Annotated in this window: 15 protein-coding genes; 3 read left to right on the top strand and 12 right to left on the bottom strand. The window is 61.8% G+C overall.

Translation table 11 applies throughout. From position 1 onward, the window contains the following. Window positions 1-41 precede the first annotated feature (41 nt). Window positions 42-1,418, bottom strand: a complete 1,377-nt coding sequence (locus tag NKH99_RS26695; RefSeq protein WP_353016510.1) for an aspartate aminotransferase family protein — start codon at window positions 1,416-1,418, stop codon at window positions 42-44. Between the two features lie 167 nt (window positions 1,419-1,585). Between NKH99_RS26695 and NKH99_RS26690 the strand changes: the two genes are divergently transcribed. Both NKH99_RS26690 and ftsZ read left to right on the top strand, forming a co-directional pair. Next, entirely contained in the window at window positions 1,586-2,704 is a 1,119-nt protein-coding gene (locus NKH99_RS26690; RefSeq protein WP_353016507.1) for an NAD(P)/FAD-dependent oxidoreductase, read from the top strand. 221 nt (window positions 2,705-2,925) lie between these two features. Further along, window positions 2,926-3,933 carry a cell division protein FtsZ gene (gene ftsZ, locus NKH99_RS26685; protein WP_023677189.1) on the top strand — a complete coding sequence of 336 codons (1,008 nt, stop codon included), beginning with the start codon at window positions 2,926-2,928 and terminating at the stop codon, window positions 3,931-3,933. A 43-nt stretch (window positions 3,934-3,976) separates the two neighbouring features. On the opposite strand, the gene NKH99_RS26680 is transcribed toward ftsZ, so the two are convergent. The 7 genes from NKH99_RS26680 to NKH99_RS26650 all read right to left on the bottom strand — a co-directional run bounded on the left by NKH99_RS26680 (window position 3,977) and on the right by NKH99_RS26650 (window position 12,905). Then, on the bottom strand, window positions 3,977-4,993 hold the full coding sequence (locus tag NKH99_RS26680) for a phosphotransferase family protein (RefSeq protein ID WP_353016574.1): 1,017 nt from the start codon (window positions 4,991-4,993) through the stop codon (window positions 3,977-3,979). 7 nt (window positions 4,994-5,000) lie between these two features. Continuing rightward, window positions 5,001-6,242, bottom strand: a complete 1,242-nt coding sequence (locus NKH99_RS26675; RefSeq protein ID WP_353016505.1) for an acyl-CoA dehydrogenase family protein — start codon at window positions 6,240-6,242, stop codon at window positions 5,001-5,003. A 223-nt stretch (window positions 6,243-6,465) separates the two neighbouring features. Continuing rightward, a complete protein-coding gene (locus NKH99_RS26670; protein ID WP_353016503.1) occupies window positions 6,466-8,607 on the bottom strand; it encodes a beta-galactosidase in 2,142 nt (713 codons plus the stop codon). Window positions 8,608-8,625: 18 nt separating this feature from the next. Next, entirely contained in the window at window positions 8,626-9,765 is a 1,140-nt protein-coding gene (locus tag NKH99_RS26665) for an ABC transporter ATP-binding protein (protein WP_353016500.1), read from the bottom strand. Between the two features lie 61 nt (window positions 9,766-9,826). Next, entirely contained in the window at window positions 9,827-10,678 is an 852-nt protein-coding gene (locus NKH99_RS26660) for a carbohydrate ABC transporter permease (protein ID WP_352452362.1), read from the bottom strand. Further along, entirely contained in the window at window positions 10,678-11,562 is an 885-nt protein-coding gene (locus NKH99_RS26655) for a carbohydrate ABC transporter permease (RefSeq protein ID WP_023677182.1), read from the bottom strand. The genes NKH99_RS26660 and NKH99_RS26655 overlap by 1 nt, the downstream gene beginning before the upstream one ends. A gap of 71 nt (window positions 11,563-11,633) precedes the next feature. Beyond that, window positions 11,634-12,905 (bottom strand): ABC transporter substrate-binding protein, encoded by a 1,272-nt coding sequence (locus tag NKH99_RS26650; RefSeq protein ID WP_352473206.1) that lies wholly within the window; start codon window positions 12,903-12,905, stop codon window positions 11,634-11,636. A gap of 243 nt (window positions 12,906-13,148) precedes the next feature. Here NKH99_RS26650 and NKH99_RS26645 point away from each other — a divergent pair, with 243 nt between their 5' ends. Next, window positions 13,149-14,351 carry an ROK family transcriptional regulator gene (locus NKH99_RS26645; protein WP_353016497.1) on the top strand — a complete coding sequence of 401 codons (1,203 nt, stop codon included), beginning with the start codon at window positions 13,149-13,151 and terminating at the stop codon, window positions 14,349-14,351. Between the two features lie 26 nt (window positions 14,352-14,377). Here the strand turns inward: NKH99_RS26645 and NKH99_RS26640 are convergent, their stop codons facing one another. The 4 genes from NKH99_RS26640 to NKH99_RS26625 are packed head-to-tail and all read right to left on the bottom strand — an operon-like array spanning window position 14,378 to window position 19,590. Continuing rightward, window positions 14,378-15,748, bottom strand: coding sequence for an alpha-glucosidase/alpha-galactosidase (locus NKH99_RS26640; RefSeq protein WP_031211901.1), 1,371 nt, complete (start codon window positions 15,746-15,748; stop codon window positions 14,378-14,380). 21 nt (window positions 15,749-15,769) lie between these two features. Then, entirely contained in the window at window positions 15,770-17,437 is a 1,668-nt protein-coding gene (locus tag NKH99_RS26635; RefSeq protein ID WP_353016571.1) for an ABC transporter ATP-binding protein, read from the bottom strand. Between the two features lie 10 nt (window positions 17,438-17,447). Further along, window positions 17,448-18,581 carry an ABC transporter permease gene (locus tag NKH99_RS26630; protein WP_353016495.1) on the bottom strand — a complete coding sequence of 378 codons (1,134 nt, stop codon included), beginning with the start codon at window positions 18,579-18,581 and terminating at the stop codon, window positions 17,448-17,450. Between the two features lies 1 nt (window position 18,582). Further along, window positions 18,583-19,590 carry an ABC transporter permease gene (locus NKH99_RS26625; protein WP_352452370.1) on the bottom strand — a complete coding sequence of 336 codons (1,008 nt, stop codon included), beginning with the start codon at window positions 19,588-19,590 and terminating at the stop codon, window positions 18,583-18,585. Window positions 19,591-19,783 lie beyond the last annotated feature (193 nt).

Below are 19,783 nucleotides of genomic sequence, written 5' to 3'. Positions count from 1 at the left end.
AGGCGTTTTTGTTTTCAGGTTTCAAAATCGACTTTGCCTATTCAGCTCGGCGATCGGACCTGCTTGGCGGCAGCCTCGAGCGACCGTTCAAACGCGTCGATCACCTGGTCGACCTGCGGCTCGGTGATGATCAGCGGCGGGCAGAAAGCCAGCGCATCGCCCATATTGCGCGAGATGACGCCATTCTGCTGCATGAAGCCGTTGACGATTCCGCCCAAGGCACCAACCGTGCCCCACGGCGCCTTGTTCGCCTTGTCGCCGACCAGTTCGACCGCCGAAATCAGGCCGATGCCGCGCACCTCGCCGACAAGCGGGTGCGAAGCGAGCGTGCGCAGCCGCTTCTGCATATGCGCGCCGACCGCACGCGCATTGCCGACAAGGTCGCGCTCTTCGATCAGCTTCAGGTTCTCGAGCGCGACCGCTGCCGCAACAGGATGGCCGCCGCCGGTGAAGCCGTGGCCGAAGGTGCCGATACGGTTGCTTTCGTCGGCGATCGGCTCGAATACCTTGTCATTGATCAGCAGGGCCGAGATCGGCAGGTAGGATGAAGAGATCTGCTTCGACAGCACCATGATGTCGGGCCTGATGCCGAAGGTCTGCGAGCCGAACATCTCACCTGTTCGGCCAAAGCCGCAGATCACCTCGTCGGCGATGAGCAGGATGTCGTATCTCGATAGCACCGCCTGTATCTTCTCCCAGTAGCCGGCCGGCGGAACGATGACGCCGCCGGCGCCCATGATCGGTTCGCCGAAAAAGGCGGCGATGGTTTCCGGTCCTTCGGCGAGGATCAGCTTTTCCAGCTCGTCGGCGAGCCGGCTCGAAAACAGCTCTTCGCTTTCACCCGGCAGCGCCTCGCGCCAATGGTGCGGCGTCGAGGTGTGCAGCACATTGGCGATCGGCAGATCGAACGAAGTGTGGTTGTTGGGCAGTCCGGTCAGGCTTGCCGAGGCGATGGTGACGCCGTGATAGCCCTTCTTGCGGCTGATGATCTTCTTGCGCGCCGGCTGGCCGAGCGCATTCGACCGGTACCAGATCATCTTCATGGCCGTATCGTTGGCCTCGGAGCCGGAATTGGTGAAATACGCCTTGCTCATCGGCACCGGCGCCATCTGCACCAGTCTCTCGGCAAGATCGATCAGCGGCGAATGCGATTTGGAGCCGAAATCGTGATAGTAAGGCAGCTTCGACATTTGCCGTACTGCCGCATCGACCAGCCGCTTCTCCGAAAAACCGACCGCGACGCTCCAGAGCCCCGCCATCGCCTCGACATAGCGGTTGCCGGCAAGGTCCTCGACATAGATGCCGTCGCCCTTCTCGATGACGAGCGGCCCCGACTCCTGATGCTTGCGCGCATTCGTGTAGCCATGCATGTGAAAGCTTATGTCGCGGGCTTCGGGTGAATTCGGTCGTGCGTCCATGACGGCTCCTGTGCTGCACGCGGAACAGTCCTGCCGCCGGTCCGGCTTCAACAGGTCCCCTTGCGTTATGCCGTTTGATGCATCTTTCTCGAACGGTATAGTGTCAAGCGCTTTCGACAGGGCCAGCGGATGGATGGACGCATGCAGAACTTCGGCTTGACCTAACCGTGGACCATGTCGACTGCATTGTCGCCGGCGCCGGCGTTGTTGGCCTGGCGATCGCGCGAGAGATGGCGCAGCGCGGAATCGATACGCTGGTCCTGGAAGCCGAGAGCGCTATCGGCACCGGGACAAGTTCGCGCAATTCCGAGGTCATCCATGCCGGCCTCCACTATCCGGTTGGATCGCTGAAAGCCCGGTTCTGCGTGGCCGGCCGGGAAAGACTCTATCGCTATTGCGAGGAGCGGGCGGTCCCACACGCACGCTGCGGCAAGCTCATCGTTGCCACAAGTGCCGAACAGGAGCCGGTGCTCGCCTCAATCCGGGCCAATGCACGCGCTTGCGGCGCCGGCGACCTGGTGCCTTTGAGCGAAGCCGAGGCGCATGCGCTGGAGCCCAGCCTTAAGTGTACGGCGGCGCTGCTGTCGCCCGGCACCGGCATCATCGACAGCCATGCCCTGATGCTCGCCCTGTTGGGCGACGCCGAGGAGCACGGGGCGGCACTTAGTCTCAACACGCGCATCGCCTCCGGCCGCATCGAAGCAGGCCGCGTCGTGCTCGAGACGGTGGACGCTGCCGGCGGCGAGCGCTTCGAGATCGCCACTCCGCGTTTCGTCAATGCCGCCGGGCTTGGCGCCGCAGCACTTGCCGGTTCGCTTGAAGGGCTCGATCAGCAATTCGTGCCAAAGCTCAATTATGCCAAGGGCAATTATTTTTCGGTGGCCGGCCGGGCGCCGTTCTCGCGATTGGTCTATCCGGTGCCCGAACCCGGCGGGCTCGGTGTTCATCTGACGCTCGACCTTGATGGCGTCGCCCGCTTCGGGCCGGACGTCGAATGGACCGATCAACTCGACTATCGCGTCGACCCGGCTCGTGGCGAGCGCTTCTACAGCGAGATCCGCAAATACTGGCCGGCCCTGGCCGATGACAGCCTGCAGCCCGCTTACAGCGGCATCCGGCCAAAACTGTCCGGTCCCGGTGAGGCGAATGCCGACTTCGGCGTCCAGGACGTGGCGGTGCACGGCGTGGATAGCCTGGTCAACCTGTTCGGCATCGAAAGCCCGGGCCTGACCTCCTGCCTGACAATTGCCGACCATGTCGCGCAGTGCCTCGCGCTGAAGTTGTAGCGTGCGGCGCCCCGCGCCGCGATCTGCACTGTATCAAGGCGCATTGCGTGAACTTTCGGACGCAAGTCGCCTATGAGGCACATCGCGCACTTGCAGCCCGCTCCGCGCTCTGATTCCCTGCAATCTGGGCTGTCCTGATTCGCACTGCCCGGTTCAAAGTTTTCGCAGTGCGCCCGGGACAAGCTTTCAGCGACCACTCGGCGTATCCAGGGAGAACGGCAATGAACACCGCGACGAGGCCGGTAATCTCGGAGATGAGGCCCAAGATCACCGTCGTTGGGGTCGGCGGCGGTGGCGGCAACGCCGTCAACAACATGATCGCCGAAGGCCTGCAGGGCGCGGAATTCATCGTCGCCAACACCGATGCCCAGGCCCTTGCCATGTCGAAGGCAACGAGGCTGATCCAGTTGGGCGCTCATATCACCGAAGGTCTCGGCGCCGGGTCCCTGCCCGAGGTCGGCCGTGCCGCGGCCGTGGAATCCATCGACGAGATCATGGATCACCTTGCTGGAACGCACATGTGCTTTGTGACCGCCGGCATGGGAGGCGGAACCGGCACTGGTGCCGCGCCTGTTATAGCACAGGCAGCGCGGGCAGCCGGAATACTGACCGTTGCCGTCGTCACCAAGCCATTCGTCTTCGAAGGCAGGCGCCGCATGTACGCTGCCGATGAGGGCATCGAGCGCCTGCGCGAAAGCGCCGATACCGTCATCGTCATTCCCAACCAGAATCTGTTCAGGATCGCCGACGCCAGAACCACGTTCGCCGACGCCTTTGCCATGGCCGACCGGGTCCTCTATGCGGGTGTCGGCTGCATCACCGATCTGATCGTCAAGGAAGGCCTGATCAATCTCGACTTCGCCGATGTGAAGTCGGTGATGCGCGACATGGGCCGCGCCATGATGGGAACCGGCGAAGCCGCCGGAGAAGGCCGCGCCAAGAAGGCAGCGGAAGCGGCAATCGCCAACCCGCTGCTCGACGAAGCTTCGATGATGGGCGCCAAGGGAGTCCTTGTCTCGATATCGGGCGGCATGGACATGACGCTGTTCGAGGTCGACGAAGCCGCTACCCGCATCCGCGAGGAGGTCGACAACGATGCCGACATCATCGTCGGCGCCATCTTCGACAAGGCACTCGCCGGAAAATTCAGGGTGTCGGTCGTGGCGACCGGCTTGCGGCGTGGCCTGGAGATTCCACTGCTTGCCGAACCGGAAGTTCGCATGAACTGAACGCGTATCGCTGCAACTCGCTCAGCCGACTGCCAGCCTCGCGTCACCAGGGCCGCGCGCCGTCGATGACTTCCATGGCACGTGCAGCAAAACAGCCGGCCAGCGGTGCCACATCCGCCGCATCGGCCGCAACCGCGCTGCCGGCCAGCACGCGGTCGGCGATGCCGACGAAGATCACGGCAAAGCGGAACATGGCAAACACCAGATGGAACCGCTGCAACGGCGCCGTCGGCACGGCGCGGGCGAAGTAATGATCGAGGAATTCGCGCTGTGTCGGAATCCCGAGGGCTGCCTGATCGAGGCCGAGGACGCCGCCATATTCGTCCGATGAGGAATGCCAGGGTATCGAGCAGAAGCCGACATCGGCAAGCGGATGGCCGAGGGTCGATAACTCCCAGTCGAGTATGCCGATCACCTCGGGCCGCTCAGGATGGAAGATGAGATTGCCGAGACGGAAATCGCCATGCGCGATCGAAACGTGGCCGTCATCTGGCGGAAGATGTCGCGGCAGCCATTCGGCGACGGCTTCGAGCGCGGCAATGCGCTCGCTCGGCGATTCCCGCAACTGTCTGGTCCAGCGCGCGATCTGTCGCTCAAAATAGTTCCCGGGACGGCCATAGTCGCCGAGCCCAACCTCTTCCGGCCGGACGGCGTGCAGCTTTGCCAGCGCCTCGGCCATGCCGAAATAGATGCCGCGCCGCTCGTCTGGCGTCAGTCTCGGCAACGCGCCATCGTGGAACACCCGGCCGTCGAGCCGCTGCATCAGATAGAACGGCGTGCCGAGCGGCTCGTCGCCGTCGTGATAGAGCACCGGCCGCGGCACCGGCACCTTTGTCGATGCTAACGCCTCGATCACCCGGTACTCGCGATCGACCGCATGAGCGCCGCGCAGGATCGGTCCCGGAGGTTTCTTGCGCAGAATCATGCGGCGGCCGCCATAGTCGACGAAATAGGTCGGGTTGGATTGGCCGCCGACGATCCGCTCAAGCGACATTTGGCCATCGCCAAAATGCGCTCTCAGAAAATCCTCCAGGCGTACTGGATCGAAATCTATCCTCATTGCCAGCTCAGCGGTTCCCGCCGCGACCTGTTTCGTCTTGTCTGCCGGCTTCGACATGCCAGCGCCAGAAGCCCGCACCTTCCTCGTTGAGAAAGCGGTTGAGCACCATCTTGTGGACCTCGTCGGCGCCGTCGACCAGGCGAGCCTGGCGGGCGTAGCGGTAAATCCATTCGAGTACAGTGTCTTTCGAATAGCCGCGGGCGCCGTTGATCTGGATCGCCACGTCGGCGGCGTCATGCAGCACGTTGGCGACCTGGATCTTGGCCATGGAGACCTCCTTGCGGGCAAAGCCGCCGCGATCGAGCTCCCAGGCCGCCTTCATCACCAGCAGCCGCCCGATCTCGATGCGCATGGCAAGGTCGCCGAGCATCAGCTGGATACTCTCACGGTCGGCCAAAAGCTGCCCGAAACCGCTACGCTCGGCGGCATAGGCGCGCGCGATCTCGATGCAGCGCTTGGCAAGACCGAGCCAGCGCATGCAATGGGTGAGCCGCGCCGGACCGAGCCGGACCTGGGTAACCCGGTGGCCGCTGCCTTCGCCGGCAAGCACGTCCTCGACCGGGACTTCCAGGCCGTCGAACTCCAGCTCGCAATGGCCGCCATGTTCTTCCGGTCCCATGATTTCGATGCGCCGCACGATCCGCCAGCCCGGCTGGTCCTTGTGGAACAGCAAGGCCGAAAGGCCGTGACGCGGATCGTCCGAAGTGCGCGCAATGAGAATGAAGTGGCTCGCCTCTTGCGCGCCGGTGATGAACCATTTGCGGCCTGTGACGACATATCTGTCGCCACGCCGTTCGGCTCTGGTCATGATCATCGACGGGTCGGAGCCGCCGCCCGGGTGCGGTTCCGTCATTGCAAAGGCCGAGCGCACCTTGCCCTCGACGATCGGTTTCAGCCATCTTTGCTTCTGCTCAGGCGTTCCCAACCGTTCCAGCATCATCATATTGCCATCGTCGGGGGCCGCGGAATTGAACACGACCGGACCGAAGATCGAGCGGTTCATCTCTTCATAGCAGACGGCCATATCCACCTTGGAAAGGCCGGCCCCGCCGGTCTCGGGTTTGAGCTGCAGGCACCACAGGCCGGCTGCTTTCGCCTTGCCGCGCAGCGTTTCAAGCAGCGGCAGCGCAATATTGCCATGGCCGTCATAGCAAGCCTTGTCAGCCTCGAGCGGCAGGATTTCGCGCTCGACGAAATCGGCGATCCGGCTGCGGAAGGCCTCGGTTCGGACGGAAATGTCGAAATTCATGGCGCTCACAAGGATGAAACGAGATGCCGCCATCGGCTCCGATGGTCGCGCCGGTAGTGTAACTGCCGTCGTTGAATGGGAGCAACAGCAGTTCGCCGGCCGTTCCTTGCGCACGTCAAAGCGCCGGTTCGATATGGATCGATGCCGGCGTGCTGCCGATGCCGGTCGAATTCCAGGATCAAAGAGTGCTCAGGTTTCGTATCGCTAACGTCCGCGACAATGCTCAGATCAATTCGAGGACAGCGCAGCCATAGCCGTCCAGCGTCAACACTCCGGAGACAGGTCCTTGGCTATCGAGCAGGTTGCTGCCGAAGGGAACGCCGGTTACGGCAACGGGCGTGTCTTTGATGTTTTGCACGAACAGCAGCCGGCGTTCGTCATTCTCGCGCATCGTGACCTCGACGCCGTCCGGCAGATCCGGAACCAGAGGCTCCACATTCGCATCCACGAAAGTGCGCTTAGCGAGTTGAGCTGTCAGCTCCGGGGTTAGATAAGTGCCGACATAGAGCACACGGCCCTTGCCGACGGCGCGGGAGGTAATTGCAGGCGTTCCTGCCGCGTAGCGGTTCGACCAAACCCCTACAATTTCGACTTCCGGTTCGACTGCGAGGTTCTCATAGAAATAACCGGCATCGAACTCGTGGTTTCCGACGGTAAAACGACGGATACGGCGGCTGGATTCGGCCGGTCTGTCGGGAGGAATGACGAGCCCGCCGGAGCGCGACATCGTATTGAACAGGCCATTGGCCCCAGGTGCCGCCAGCCGCCCGAAATCCTCGACGCGAACGCCGGTCAACTTCGACAGCGACCGGCCCGGCGCTGTCTCGCGGATGACGTGGTTGTTTTCGTCGCGGGTTCCAGTGCGCGCGCCGATGATGACGGTACCGCCATTTTCGGCAAAGACTTGCAGCCGCTCGGTCCAGCTGTCCTTCCAGATCACCCAATGCGGCACGTAGAACACCTTGAGCTTCGACAGATCGTCTTGCGGGTGGATGAAGCCGCAGGCGATGCCGCGGTCATAGCAATACTGATGCAGCAAGATTGCATCATCCTGCGGACTTGGCAGGCCGATGGGGAAGGTCTTGTGGGCTTCCTGATTGTCGAAGTCCGAGCCGGCGATGCCGACATCCATCCGCACATGGGTGCCCAGGATCTTGTCTTTAAGCGCCGTCATCTCGGTGGCGAACTGCCTGGCTTCGTCATAGCGGCGGCGAGCGACATCATCATGGTCTATGATGCCCATCCAGTATATCTCGGCGCCGAAATGTGCGGGACGCCAGCGGAAGAACATGATCCCATCGGCGCCACGCGCAACCGACGACATCGCCATGCGTCGCATTTCGCCTGGCTCCGGCGTCAGCGTGCAGAAGCCCGGCTGGGCGCCAAAACCCGACTGTTGTTCCGGCACTATGTAGTTGCCGGAAAATCCCCTGCAGATGTCGAGATGCAGCGCCTGGATCTTGGCGTGATTGCCGAGGCGAAAGAACTCGTCATAGAGGAACGGATAGATGTCGTAGCCGACGAAGTCGAGATCGGTGGAGAATTGGCCGCGAAAGTCGATGTCACGCAATCCGCCGAGATTGTGGAAGATGAACCAACTGGCATTCGCTTTTCTCAGGATCTCGACCTGGTCGTGCTGGAACCGTGCTGTCGAAAAGGCGAGAAAACGGTGGTAGTCCTGGAGGTGACCGGGACCGGGAAAGGACGGGGAAAAATCCAGCGGGAAGACAATTTCGCGGAAATCGCCGTAAGCCGTCGCCCAGAAATCGCCACCCCAGGCGAAGTTCAGCCTGTCTATCGTCTGGTAGGTTTCCTGGAGGTAAGCCTGGAATTCCTTCAATGCCGACGGCGAATAGGATTCCGGCATGCTGGTGTTGAGTTCGTTGTCGGTCTGCCAGCCAATGACATTTGCGTTGTCGCGGTAGTGGTCCGCCATCGCGTTGGTGATCCTGCGGCTATAGTCGCGAAACACCGGGCTGCTGGTGTCGGCATACTGGCGCGAGCCGTGGCCCATCGACCGGCCATTTCCATCAAGCCGCAGGATTTCCGGATGCTTTGCGGTCAGCCAGCGCGGCGGGGTGGCGGTCGGCGTGCACAGGATCGTGTTGACGCCGTGACGCGCGAGGCCCTCGATTGCCCGGTCGAACAGGTCGAAATCGAAGGTGCCTTCACGCGGTTCGAAAATGTGCCAGGCGAATTCGCCGAGGCGGGCGACGTTGAAGCCGGCCTCGGCCATGCGCCTGGCGTCATTGTCCCAGTAACTCTCGTCCACATGCTCGGGGTAATGCGGCGCGCCGACCAGAAAGCGGTCGGTCTGGATCGTGCGCCAGACCGACAGGGCGCGGCCTCTTGAAGTCTTGTTCACGAAGGATACTCCTGCAGATCAGTCGGTGATGGTGGGTTTGCGGGCACTGATTGTCCGCTCATCGACAGAGGAAAAGAGATAGACGTCACGCGGCTCGACCTTGAAGCCGACGGTCGCATCGGCAGCGACGGCGCTCGCATGGCCGATCTGGACGGTGACGTTGCCGCTGCCGCTTTCAGAACTGACGCATTGCAGCGGGCCGGCGTCGGCATAGAGGATGGTCTCGCGGCCGAGATGCTCGACCAGCCGCACCCGTCCTGCAAAACTCGCTGTCCCTTCCGCGGCCAAGCTGATGCTCTCCGGCCGAATCCCCATCGTCACCCTATCGCCGACCTGTACGGATGCCGCTTCCGTCAGTTCGACAGTCAAAGGAGAAAGACCGGCGGTCGACAGCGTGGCGGCGCCGCCGGAGGCAGCGGCGACGGTCACTTCGAAAAAATTCATCCGGGGTGCGCCGAGGAAGCCCGCGACGAAAAGGTTGGCCGGATTGCGATAGAGTTCGAGCGGAGCGCCCACCTGCTCGACCGAGCCGCGATTGAGCACGACGATACGGCTCGCCATTGTCATCGCCTCGGTCTGGTCGTGCGTGACATAGACCATGGTGGCGCCGAGCCTGGCGTGCAGATCGGAAAGCTCGACGCGCATCTGCGTGCGCAGCGCTGCGTCAAGGTTGGATAGCGGTTCGTCGAACAGGAACACGTCGGGCGAGCGGGTTATGGCACGGCCGATGGCCACACGCTGACGCTGGCCGCCGGAAAGCTGTTTCGGCCGCTTGTCGAGCTGGTCGGTAATGCGAAGGATCTTGGCGGCTCGCAGCACGGCGGCATCGATCTCGGCCTTGGGGCGATGCGCCATGCGCAGGCCGAAACCCATGTTCTCGGCGACGGTCATATGCGGGTAAAGCGCATAGGACTGGAAGACCATGGCAATGCCGCGCTCACCCGGCTCGGTGGTGGTGAGATCACGGCCGTTGATCAAAATCTTACCGGTCGAGACGGTTTCAAGCCCGGCGATGATCTTCAACAGCGTTGACTTGCCACAGCCGGACGGCCCGACGGTGACAATGAACTCGCCCTGTTCGACGCTGAGATCGATGCCGCGCAGCGCGTGGTAGCTGCCATAATTCTTTTGTATCTGCCGGAGTTCAAGACTGGTCATGGAGCCCTGCTTGCGAAATCAGTTTCGGATCGGGTGGGCGACGCCTTGAAGTCATGGTCGCTCATCCCTTGACCGCTCCCATGGTGAGGCCGGTGATGAAGTGCTTCTGCATTAGGAAGAACATGGCAACCGGCGGCAAAGCCACGACGATGGTGCCAGCCGAGATCAGGTTCCAGGCCGAGACCCATTCGCCGCGCAGGTTGGCGAGGCCGGCGGTTACCGGTTTGACGGTATCGCTGATGGTCAGCACGACCGCCCAGAAATAATCGTTCCAGATAAAGGTGAAGAGCAGGATGGCCAGCGCCGCGAGAGCCGGCCGCACCAATGGGACCACGACATGTACCAATGTCTGAAACGGCGTCGCGCCCTCGGCCCTGGCGGCCTGAAACAGTTCTCCCGGCAAGGCGGCGATGAAGTTCCGCATGAACAGTGTCGCAAACCCGGTCTGGAAGGCGATATGGAAGATGATCAGGGCCGCCATCGTGTCGTAGAGGTTGAGCCGCACCATGAGATCGCGCACCGGGATCATCATGATTTGGTGCGGCAGGAAGTTTCCGCCGACGAACAGGGCGAAGACGAGCATATTGCCGCGAAACCGGTAACGGGCGAGCACGAACCCGGCGAGCGTGCTCAAGATGAGAACGCCCATCACCGAGGGGATTGTGATCGTCAGGCTGTTGAGGAAGTAGCGGGCCATCGGCGTCTGGGTGAAGACCGCCGTGTAGTTGTCGACCAGGCCGAATTGGGTCGGCCAGCCCCACAGATTGCCGCCCATGACATCCTGCGTAGAGCGGAACGAGGTAAGGATGATGGCAAAGAGCGGCGCCAGCCAGACAATCAGGATGCCGACCACCAGCACGACATAGAGGCCACGCTGCCAAATAGCAGTCTCGGGAATCGGGCGGGGAAACATCAGCCGCCTCTTTCATCGGCGCGGATCATCCGCGTCAGGTACCAGGCGATGAAGACCGCCATGATCACGAACAGCACCGAGGCAATGGCCGCGCCATAGCCGAAGCGGTAGGAAAATATGGACTGCTCGAACATCTGATAGGCAAGCACCTCGGACGAACCGAAGGGGCCGCCGCTGGTCATCACCGAGACCATGTCGAAGGAACGCAGTGCGCCGACAACAGTGACGGCGATGGCGATAAAGGTGACCTGCGTCAGCTGCGGCAACACGATGTGGCGCAGCATGTTCCAGCCCCTGGCGCCGTCGACCCGCCCGGCGCCGATCAGGTCCTCGCTGAGATTGTTGAGGCCGGCGAGATAGAGCACCATGCAGAAGGCGATCTGCGGCCACAACGCTGCGATCACGACGGCGAAGGTGACGAAGTTTTCATCCGACAGCACTGCCGGGGCGGTCGCGCCGAAGGTGCGGAAGATCAGGGCGAGAAGTCCGAATTCCGGCGTATAGACCCAGGTGAAGACAACGCCGACGGCAACCGAAGCCAGCACCAGCGGAATGAAGAACAGCGATTTGAGCAGGCGCATGCCGCGGATTTTCTGGTTGACGAGCAGCGCGATGGCGAGGCCGAGCGGCGGCGCCAGCATGAACATCACCAACCAGATCAGATTGTTCTTCAGCGAAACATAGAACTGCGGGTCGGCGAACAGTTCGCGGTAGTTGCCGAGGCCGATCCAGACCATCGGGCTGAAGCCGTCCCATTCGTGCAGGCTGATCCATAGGCTCTCGACCGCCGAGGCCAGAATGACGACGGAAAACAGCACAGCGGCTGGCAGGATCAGAAGTGTCGGTGTCAGCCACCAGCGATGGCGGCGCCAAAGCTTCGTCATTTTGGGGGACCTCATTCACGGAAAGCATCGGGGAGCAGAGCACGAACCCCGCTCCCCTCCGCTGGGAGGCGCTAGATCTTGAAGATCCGGCGACGGGTTCCCTCGAGACGCTGAAGAATGGCATCCCGGCGCTCCGGCTTGGCCATGAATTCCTGGAAGCCGACCAAACCCGCCTGGGCCATGTCGGGATCGGTGTCACGGTCGTAATATTGCGACGTGCCGGCCACCGTCTTCAGGCTTTCCACAGCCGCGTTGACCAGCGGGTCCTTGCTGGCCGGAAGGTCGTTGCGCGGCGGAACGTTGCCGCCGGGTTCCAGATAGGGGCCGAAATTTTCCGGCTGGTAGAAGAACGCAAGGAACTCGCGGGCACCCGCCTTGTTCTTGGCGTTGGCCGGGATGTGGACCGAATTGACCGAGAATTCTTCGTAGCGGTCGAGGGCGCCGTCAATCTTCGGGAAAGGGGCGAATGTCAGCTGCTCGAGATCCTGCTCAGGGAAAGTAGCTTTCACGAAGGCACCGAGGTTCATCATGCCGGCCTTCTTCTGGGCGAGGAAGGCGCCGGCCTCCTGCCAGCCGAACGACGTCTGATCCGGTGTGAAGAAACCCTGCTTGATCAGCTCTTCCCAGTGGTCGAAAACGGGCGTCAGCGCCGGGTCGGTGTAAGCCATCTTGCCGTTCATCAAGGCAAAGTGCTTGTCGAGACCGTTGATCCGCAGGTTCATCTGGTCGAACCATCCGGCCGCCGGCCAGAGTTCCTTGGTGCCGATGCTGACGGGAATAAGGCCGGCAGCCTTGGACTTCTGGCCGTAAGCAAGGAATTCGTCCCAGGTCGCCGGCACCGTCAGTCCGTGCTCGGCAAAGACGTCCTTGCGATAGAACATGCCCCACATCGTGCCGCCAGTCGGCAGGCCATACTGCTTGCCGTCGACAGTGACGGCACCGGTCGTGGCACCCAGCACGTCCTTGTACTTTTCCTTCTCGAACAGATCCGAAATGTCGTCGAACAGGCCGCGGGTGACGAAGGCGCGCATGCGGTTTCCGGAGAACCAGAAGCAGACATCCGGCGCGCCGGCGACAAGGTAGTTGCGGATCGCGGTCTTGTGGGCCTCGTGATCCATATTGTTGATCACAACCTTGGTGCCGGACTGCTTCTCGAAGTCGGCCGCGATGCGCCGCAAGATCCGCAGGGCATCGGCATTGTTTTCGTCTGAAATGATGGTGACTTCGCTCGACTGGCTGAGTGCCGGCATCGGGAAGCCCGCGAGGGCTCCAGCAGAAATGCCCCCAGCTCCCTTCAGGAAATTGCGCCGCGTCGACGGCTTTTCAATCCACTTGAACGTCATTGTTACTCCTCCCGTGTTGTCAATTCTCTACTGGCACACCGGCCGGCGCGGTTGTTCTTCTCAACGGCACGGCTCACCTCCCGGGCAAGGGAATATGCTTGCCCGCTCCTTCAGAGCGCGGTGACATTGCTAACCGGATTAATTTCGCTGACCCCCGGTTCGGGTGTTGAACAGTCGGGCAAACTTATGCATATGTTTTCTCGAGAGGCAATAATTAATTTACAAAATTAAGAAAGCGGATCCGTGAAGCTCAAGGGTGACCCGAGCACGACTCGGGCGATGAACCGCAGACTGATCCTCAATCTCTTGCGGCAGGAAGGAGCGCGCAGCCGGGCCGACATAGCGTCAGTTACCGGCCTTAGTCCGGCAGCGGTCACCTTCGTCGTGGCCGACCTCATCGAGGATGGCCTGCTGATCGAAGGCAAGACAGTCGTGGGCTCGGCTGGGCGCCGCCCTATCCCGGTGGATATCAACTATGCCAACGGCCTTGCCATAGGTTTCAAGCTGATGGTCGGATCGGTCGAATGCGTGGTCACCGATCTTGCGACCAATCCGCTGGGCTCTCTGCGCGTCAAGCTCTCGGACAGCGATCCCGACCACATCATAGCGACCTTGGCCAAGGCGGTACCGGGGCTGATTTCCATTGTCGATCGGCCCGCTGCCAAGCTTGCCGGGATCGGCATTTCAATGCCTGGCGTCATAGACAACCAGAAGGCTGTGTGTATCCGCAGCAATCGCTACAACTGGGACAACGTTCCCCTTGGCCCGATGCTGGCCGAACTGGTAGACGTCCCCGTGTGGCTTGAGGACGACACCAATGCCTATGCCATTGCCCAGCAACTCTTCGGCCTGGGACGCCAGCACCGCAATATGGCTGTGCTGGCGATCGGCGTCGGAATCGGCTGCGCGCTCGTCTTCGATGGCAAACTCTATCGCGGCGCGAACGGTGCCGCCGGCAAGTTCGGCCACACCTCATATGAGGAGAACGGCCGCCTTTGCGAGTGCGGAAAGCGCGGCTGCTTGATGGCCTATTACGCCGAGCCGGCGATCCTGCGCACCTGGCGCGAAGCCACGGGGCACAACGAAACGGATAGCAAAGTCAGCCTTATGGCAGCCTTGGCAGACCGCGAACCGCGAGCCGTCGCCATTCTCGAGGAAGCGGGACATGGCATCGGCCGGCATCTCGCCAATCTTGTCAACATCACCGACCCGGAGGTCATTGTCGTCGGTGGTGAAGCCGTGTCGTTTGGCGATGCGCTGTTTGGCCCAATGCGGCTGACGCTTGGGAAAAATACCTTTCGCGCGGCACCACCAATGCTGCTGGACTGGGAGGACAATTCCTGGGCAAGAGGGGCGGCTGCACTCGTGACGCAGAAGCTCTTTGATTTCGAAACATCTGCCGGCAACGCCGCTCCGCTTTCAAAGCCGGCCCTATGGTCGGCATAGGCGAGTGAAATAGACAGCCCTGCGCCTTAGGCCGCTCGAACGCTGCGCGCTCCACGCGCCCAGGCCGGCAGCCAATCGCCATGCGCAACCAGCAAATCATCGACCAGCGACCATATCTGGTCGAGGTCGAGCTCGGCCGCCGTGTGCGGGTCCATCATCGCCGCGTGATAGATGTGCTCGCGGTTCTCGGTCATCAGCGCCTGGACCGTCAGCTCCTGGACGTTGATATTGGTGCGGATCAGCGCGGTGAGCTGCACCGGCAGGTCGCCAATGAACGTGGGTTGAATGCCGGAGGCATCGACGAGGCATGGCACCTCGGCCGCGCAATTATACGGCAATGACGTGATGCAGCCATTGTTGCGGACGTTGCCGTAGATCACCGACGGCTCGCCGGTCCAGACCGAGTTCATGATCGAGGACGCATATTCCTTCGACTGCTCCACTTCGATCTTGTCAGCCGAGCGATAGGCTTCCGCTTGCCCCTTCCAGCGTTCGATCTGCTCGATGCAGCGCTTCGGGTATTCGTCGAGCGGGATACCGAATTTCTCGATCAGATCCTCGCGCCCGTCCTTGATGAAATAGGGCGTGTATTCCGCGAAATGTTCGGAGCTCTCGGTGACGAAGTAACCGAGGCGCTTCAGCATCTCGTAGCGCACCTTGTTCGGGCAGCGCGGATTCCATCCCGGCTTCGGCGCCCGCCCTTCGCTGTAGGCGCGCAGCAGATCCGGATAGAGATTGCGGTAGGAGCCGTCCGGCTGGCGATGCTCGAACTTCAGGTAGAAGGCCATGTGATTGATGCCGGCCGAGCGGTAGCGAATCTCCTCGTAGGGAATATCGAGATCATGCGCCAGTTCCATCGCCGTACCTTGCACCGAATGGCAGAGGCCGACCTGCTTGATGTCGGGGTATTTCTCCGCGATCGCCCAGGTGTTGATCGCCATCGGGTTGACATATTGCAGCATGATCGCCTGCGGGCAGACCGCGAGCATGTCCTCGCAGATCTTCCAGAGATGCGGCACGGTTCTCAAGCCTCGCATGATGCCGCCAACACCGAGCGTATCGGCGATGGTCTGGCGCAGCCCGTATTTCTTCGGAACTTCGAAATCGGTTACCGTGCAGGGCTCGTAGCCGCCGATCTGGAAGGCGACGACGACGAAATCGGCGCCCGCCAGCGCCTTGCGCTGGTCCGAATAGGTTTCGGCTTTGGCCTTTACGCCAAGCGTCGAGATCAGCTTGCCGACGACGATTGCGCTTTCCTCGAGCCGTTGCGGATTGATGTCCATCAGCGCGATCGTCGAGCCGGATAAAGCCGGACGCTGCAATATGTCGCCGACGATGTTCCTCATGAACACCGTCGAGCCAGCTCCGATGAAAGCGACCTTGGGATTTCTTGCCACAACAACCTCCGGCATAAGCAATTAGGCTACCTCGAAAGCGGCTTTGACCAGCCGTTCGGTGTAAGCGGTCTTGGGATGGGACAGGACTTCGTCGACCGGCCCCTCTTCGACGATCTTGCCGTGCTGCATGACGATGACGCGGTGGCACAGCGCCCGCACGACCTTGAGGTCGTGCGAGATGAAGATGTAGCTCAGGCCCCGTTCGCGCTGCAGCTTGCGCAGCAATTCGATGATCTGCGCCTGGACCGAGAGATCCAGCGCCGATGTTGGCTCGTCGAGTACGATGAATTCCGGTTCGAGCGCGACGGCGCGGGCAATCGCAATACGCTGGCGCTGGCCGCCGGAAAACTCGTGCGGGAAGCGCGAGAGGATATCGCCGGGCATGCCGGCGCTGATCAGCGCCTCGCGCACCCGCTCGATCCGATCGTTCCTGGTGGCGCCCATGCGGTTGACGACCAGCCCTTCCTCGATGATCTGGCCGATCGTCATGCGCGGGTTGAGCGACGAGAACGGATCCTGGAAGACGACCTGCATGCGCGACCGCAACGGCCGCATCTGCGCCCGCGAGCAGCCATGGATCGGCTGGCCATCGAAATAGACCTCGCCGCTTTCGGTGGTGTTGAGCCTGAGCAACGCCTCGCCGAAGGTGGTCTTGCCCGATCCGGATTCGCCAACGAGACCCAGCGTCTCGTGCCGTCGAAGGGTCAGGCTGAGGCTGTCGACGGCAACGAGTTCGCGCAGGTCCGGCCTCATGAACGTGCCATGCCGCAGCATGAAGGAGACGCGCACATTCCTAGCTTCAAGAATAACGTCGGCGCCTTCCGGCAACGGATTTGCCTGGCCGCGCGGCTCGGAGGCAAGCAGGTGACAGGTGTAGGGATGCTGCGGATTGGCGAACAGCTTCTCCGTCACATTGTGCTCGCGCATCTCCCCATGCTGCATGACGTAGACATAGTCGGAGAACTGCCGCACCACGGTCAGGTCATGCGTGATCAGGATCACCGCCATGCGCAGTTTCTTCTGCAGGTTTCGGATGAGATTGAGGATCTGCGCCTGAACCGTGACGTCGAGCGCCGTCGTCGGCTCATCGGCGATCAGCACATCGGGATCGTTGGCCAGCGCCATGGCGATCATCACACGCTGGCGTTGGCCGCCGGAAAGCTGGTGCGGGTATTGTTTCAGCCGCGCCTGGGGCTCAGGAATCTGTACCTGCTGCAGCAGCTCGAGCGCTCTTGCTTCGGCCTGCCTGCGGCTCATCTTGCGATGCACCCGTATTGCCTCGACGATCTGGCTTCCGATCGTGTAGATCGGGTTAAGCGAACTCATCGGCTCCTGAAAGATCATCGAGATGCGGTCGCCGCGCAGTTTGCGCCGCGCACGCTCGGAAAATTTCAGGATGTTGGCCCCGTTGTATTCGACAGTCGATTTCGGCGACACGACTGCGCGCTTCGACAACAGTCCCATGACGGTGCGCGCCGTCACCGACTTGCCCGATCCCGACTCGCCGACAATGGCGATCGTCTCGCCGCGATAGAGCTGGAAGGAGATGTCCTTGACGGCTTCGATCATGCCGTGTTCGACCTTGAAATCGACGGCGATGTTGCGGGCATCAATGACCGGGTTTTCCGAACGGCCGTCATGGTCGAGCCGGACAGGCGGTGCGAAGGATTTGACGAGCGCGTGTTGCATCATCTCATGCTCAATAAGGATCGACCGCATCGCGCAGTCCATCGCCAAGCGCGTTGAACGCGAAGACGGTGACAAGCACGAAGCCGACCGGTGAGAGGATCCAGGGATAGGTGCCGATGACCGAATACGTCGCGGTGTCTTGCAGCATCAGGCCCCAGGAGATCAGCGGCGGCTTCACCGCGAAGCCGAGAAAACCGAGGAAGGATTCGAGCAGAACCACGCTGGGGATTGCCAACGTGACCGCAACGATCACGTGGCTCATCACGTTTGGAAAAATGTGTTGCATGATGATCCGGCCATCTGTGGCGCCGACCGCCATCGCCGCACGAACGTAATCAATCCGCGCCAGTGCCAGGGTCTTGCCGCGCACTTCGCGCGACATCTGCGCCCAGCCGAGTGCCGACATGACAACGATCACGAAGGCCAGGAAGACATTCGTCGGCGCCGTCACCGGAACCAGCGAGGTCAGCGCCAGATAAAGCGGCAATTGCGGAAACGCGAGCACCAGTTCGACGAAGCGCTGGACCCAGACGTCGAATGTGCCGCCGAAATAGCCCGACACCATGCCGACCGTCGTGCCGATCACGGTGACGATGAAGACCACGGTCAATGCGATCATCAACGAGATGCGCGAACCATAGATCGCACGAGCCAGCACATCGCGACCGAATTTGTCGGTGCCAAGGAAGTGCACCGGCTGGCCGTCGGTCGAGCCGAAGAAGTGCCGGTTCGCGGGAAGCAGGCCGAGCAGTCTGTACTCCGCTCCCTTGACGAAGAAGCCGAGCAGCCGCGGACGGTCGTAATCCGGCCCGACGACGGGTTGGAAGGTGACCGGGTCGAGGTCTTCCGAATCCGCCAGGGCATAGACGCGTGGCTGGAAGACGAAGTTGCCGTCCTTGTCATGGAAGCTCATCATCTGCGGCGGGGCGAAGCCGACATCGGTCACCTTGGGATCCATCGGTGCGAAGAAGTCGGCAAACACCGCCAGCAGCACCAGAAACGAGACCAGGATGAGCCCGGTCATGCCGGTCCAGGACCGTTTCAGGCGGCGCCAGACGAGTGCGATGTAACTCTCATTGCCGCGCGGCTTGATCTTGGCCGGCTCCTCGGCAAGTGGCGGCAGCGAGGGCTCGAAAGCAAGCATCTCAGGACCCTGCATATTGGCGCACACGCGGATCGAGCATGACGAGCAGCATGTCGGCGATGATGTTGCCGACGATCAGCGTCGCCGACAGCACCATCATGAATGTCGCCGTGACATAGACGTCGCCGACCGCCATCGAGCCAACGATCGCCGGGCCGACGGTCGGCAGGGCAAAGATGATCGCGGTCTCGATCTCGCCGGTCAGCATATAGGGCAGCACGACGCCCTGATACATGACCAGCGGATGCAGCGCATTGGGCACCGCATGGCGCATCACGACCGCACCGCCGCTAAGGCCCTTGGCGCGAGCGGTTTCGACATATTGCGCGTTCAGCGTGTCGAGCAGATTGCCGCGCATCACCCGCATGTTGTAGGCGAGCCCGCCGAAGGTGGCGATGGCGACAACCGGCCAGACATGCCGGACGAGATCGACGAACTTCGCCCAGGACCACGGCGCCCCGCCAAATTGCGGCGAAAAGAAGCTGCCGATCTCGGAAACGTTGAACTGGAAGACCAGCAGATAGACGATGATCAGCGCCATCAGGAAGCGCGGCACCGTCATGCCGAGGAAGGAAATCGCTGACAGCGTACTGTCGATCCAGCTGTACTGCCTGGTCGCCGCCCATATGCCGAAGGTGATACCGAGGACCGAGGCCAGCAGATGGCACACCAGCGCCAGCAACAGCGTGCGCGGCAGCCGCTCGCCCACCACATCGGCCACCGGCTTGTTGTAATAGAGGCTGTAGCCGAAATCGCCGCGGGTGATGATGCCGCCGATCCAGTTGAAATACTGGACGGGCAGCGGCTTATCGAGACCGTGTTCTATCCGATAGGCCTTGGCCTGCGCGTCGGCCTCGGCGAATGAGGCCCCGCCCTGATTGATCAACTGCGAGCGGATGTAGTCGGCATAGTCGCCCGGCGGCGCCTGGATGATGGCGAAGGTGACCAGGCTCAGAATGGCGAGGACCGGGATCGCCGACGCTATGCGCGTGAGCAGGAATCGCAACATCGGTCGGTCCGCTTCCTTGTCTGGCCGGTCGCTCTCTTTGAGCGTACGGAGGTTTGCTTTGTCCGGGCCCCCCCACAGGGGGGGGCCGGGGTGTGAGGGAGGGGGGGGTTAACCAGTTTGAAGGGGCCGTGTTTCCGGGGGTTGCGGGGCGGGCGTGGGGGGGCCCCGCGGACTGTGGGTGGTTTTAAAAACA

It is taken from the genome of Mesorhizobium sp. M0854, assembly GCF_040319815.1.
Classification (GTDB): Bacteria; Pseudomonadota; Alphaproteobacteria; order Rhizobiales; family Rhizobiaceae; genus Mesorhizobium.
This window is presented reverse-complemented; position numbering and strand designations above follow the sequence as displayed.

Coding starts and splice junctions, on each gene's coding strand:
- NKH99_RS26695 (WP_353016510.1), bottom strand. CDS start 1,418: ATGGACGCACGACCGAATTCACCCGAAGCCCGCGACATAAGCTTTCAC.
- ftsZ (WP_023677189.1), top strand. CDS start 2,926: ATGAACACCGCGACGAGGCCGGTAATCTCGGAGATGAGGCCCAAGATC.
- NKH99_RS26680 (WP_353016574.1), bottom strand. CDS start 4,993: ATGAGGATAGATTTCGATCCAGTACGCCTGGAGGATTTTCTGAGAGCG.
- NKH99_RS26675 (WP_353016505.1), bottom strand. CDS start 6,242: ATGAATTTCGACATTTCCGTCCGAACCGAGGCCTTCCGCAGCCGGATC.
- NKH99_RS26665 (WP_353016500.1), bottom strand. CDS start 9,765: ATGACCAGTCTTGAACTCCGGCAGATACAAAAGAATTATGGCAGCTAC.
- NKH99_RS26660 (WP_352452362.1), bottom strand. CDS start 10,678: ATGTTTCCCCGCCCGATTCCCGAGACTGCTATTTGGCAGCGTGGCCTC.
- NKH99_RS26655 (WP_023677182.1), bottom strand. CDS start 11,562: ATGACGAAGCTTTGGCGCCGCCATCGCTGGTGGCTGACACCGACACTT.
- NKH99_RS26650 (WP_352473206.1), bottom strand. CDS start 12,905: ATGACGTTCAAGTGGATTGAAAAGCCGTCGACGCGGCGCAATTTCCTG.
- NKH99_RS26635 (WP_353016571.1), bottom strand. CDS start 17,437: ATGCAACACGCGCTCGTCAAATCCTTCGCACCGCCTGTCCGGCTCGAC.
- NKH99_RS26630 (WP_353016495.1), bottom strand. CDS start 18,581: ATGCTTGCTTTCGAGCCCTCGCTGCCGCCACTTGCCGAGGAGCCGGCC.
- NKH99_RS26625 (WP_352452370.1), bottom strand. CDS start 19,590: ATGTTGCGATTCCTGCTCACGCGCATAGCGTCGGCGATCCCGGTCCTC.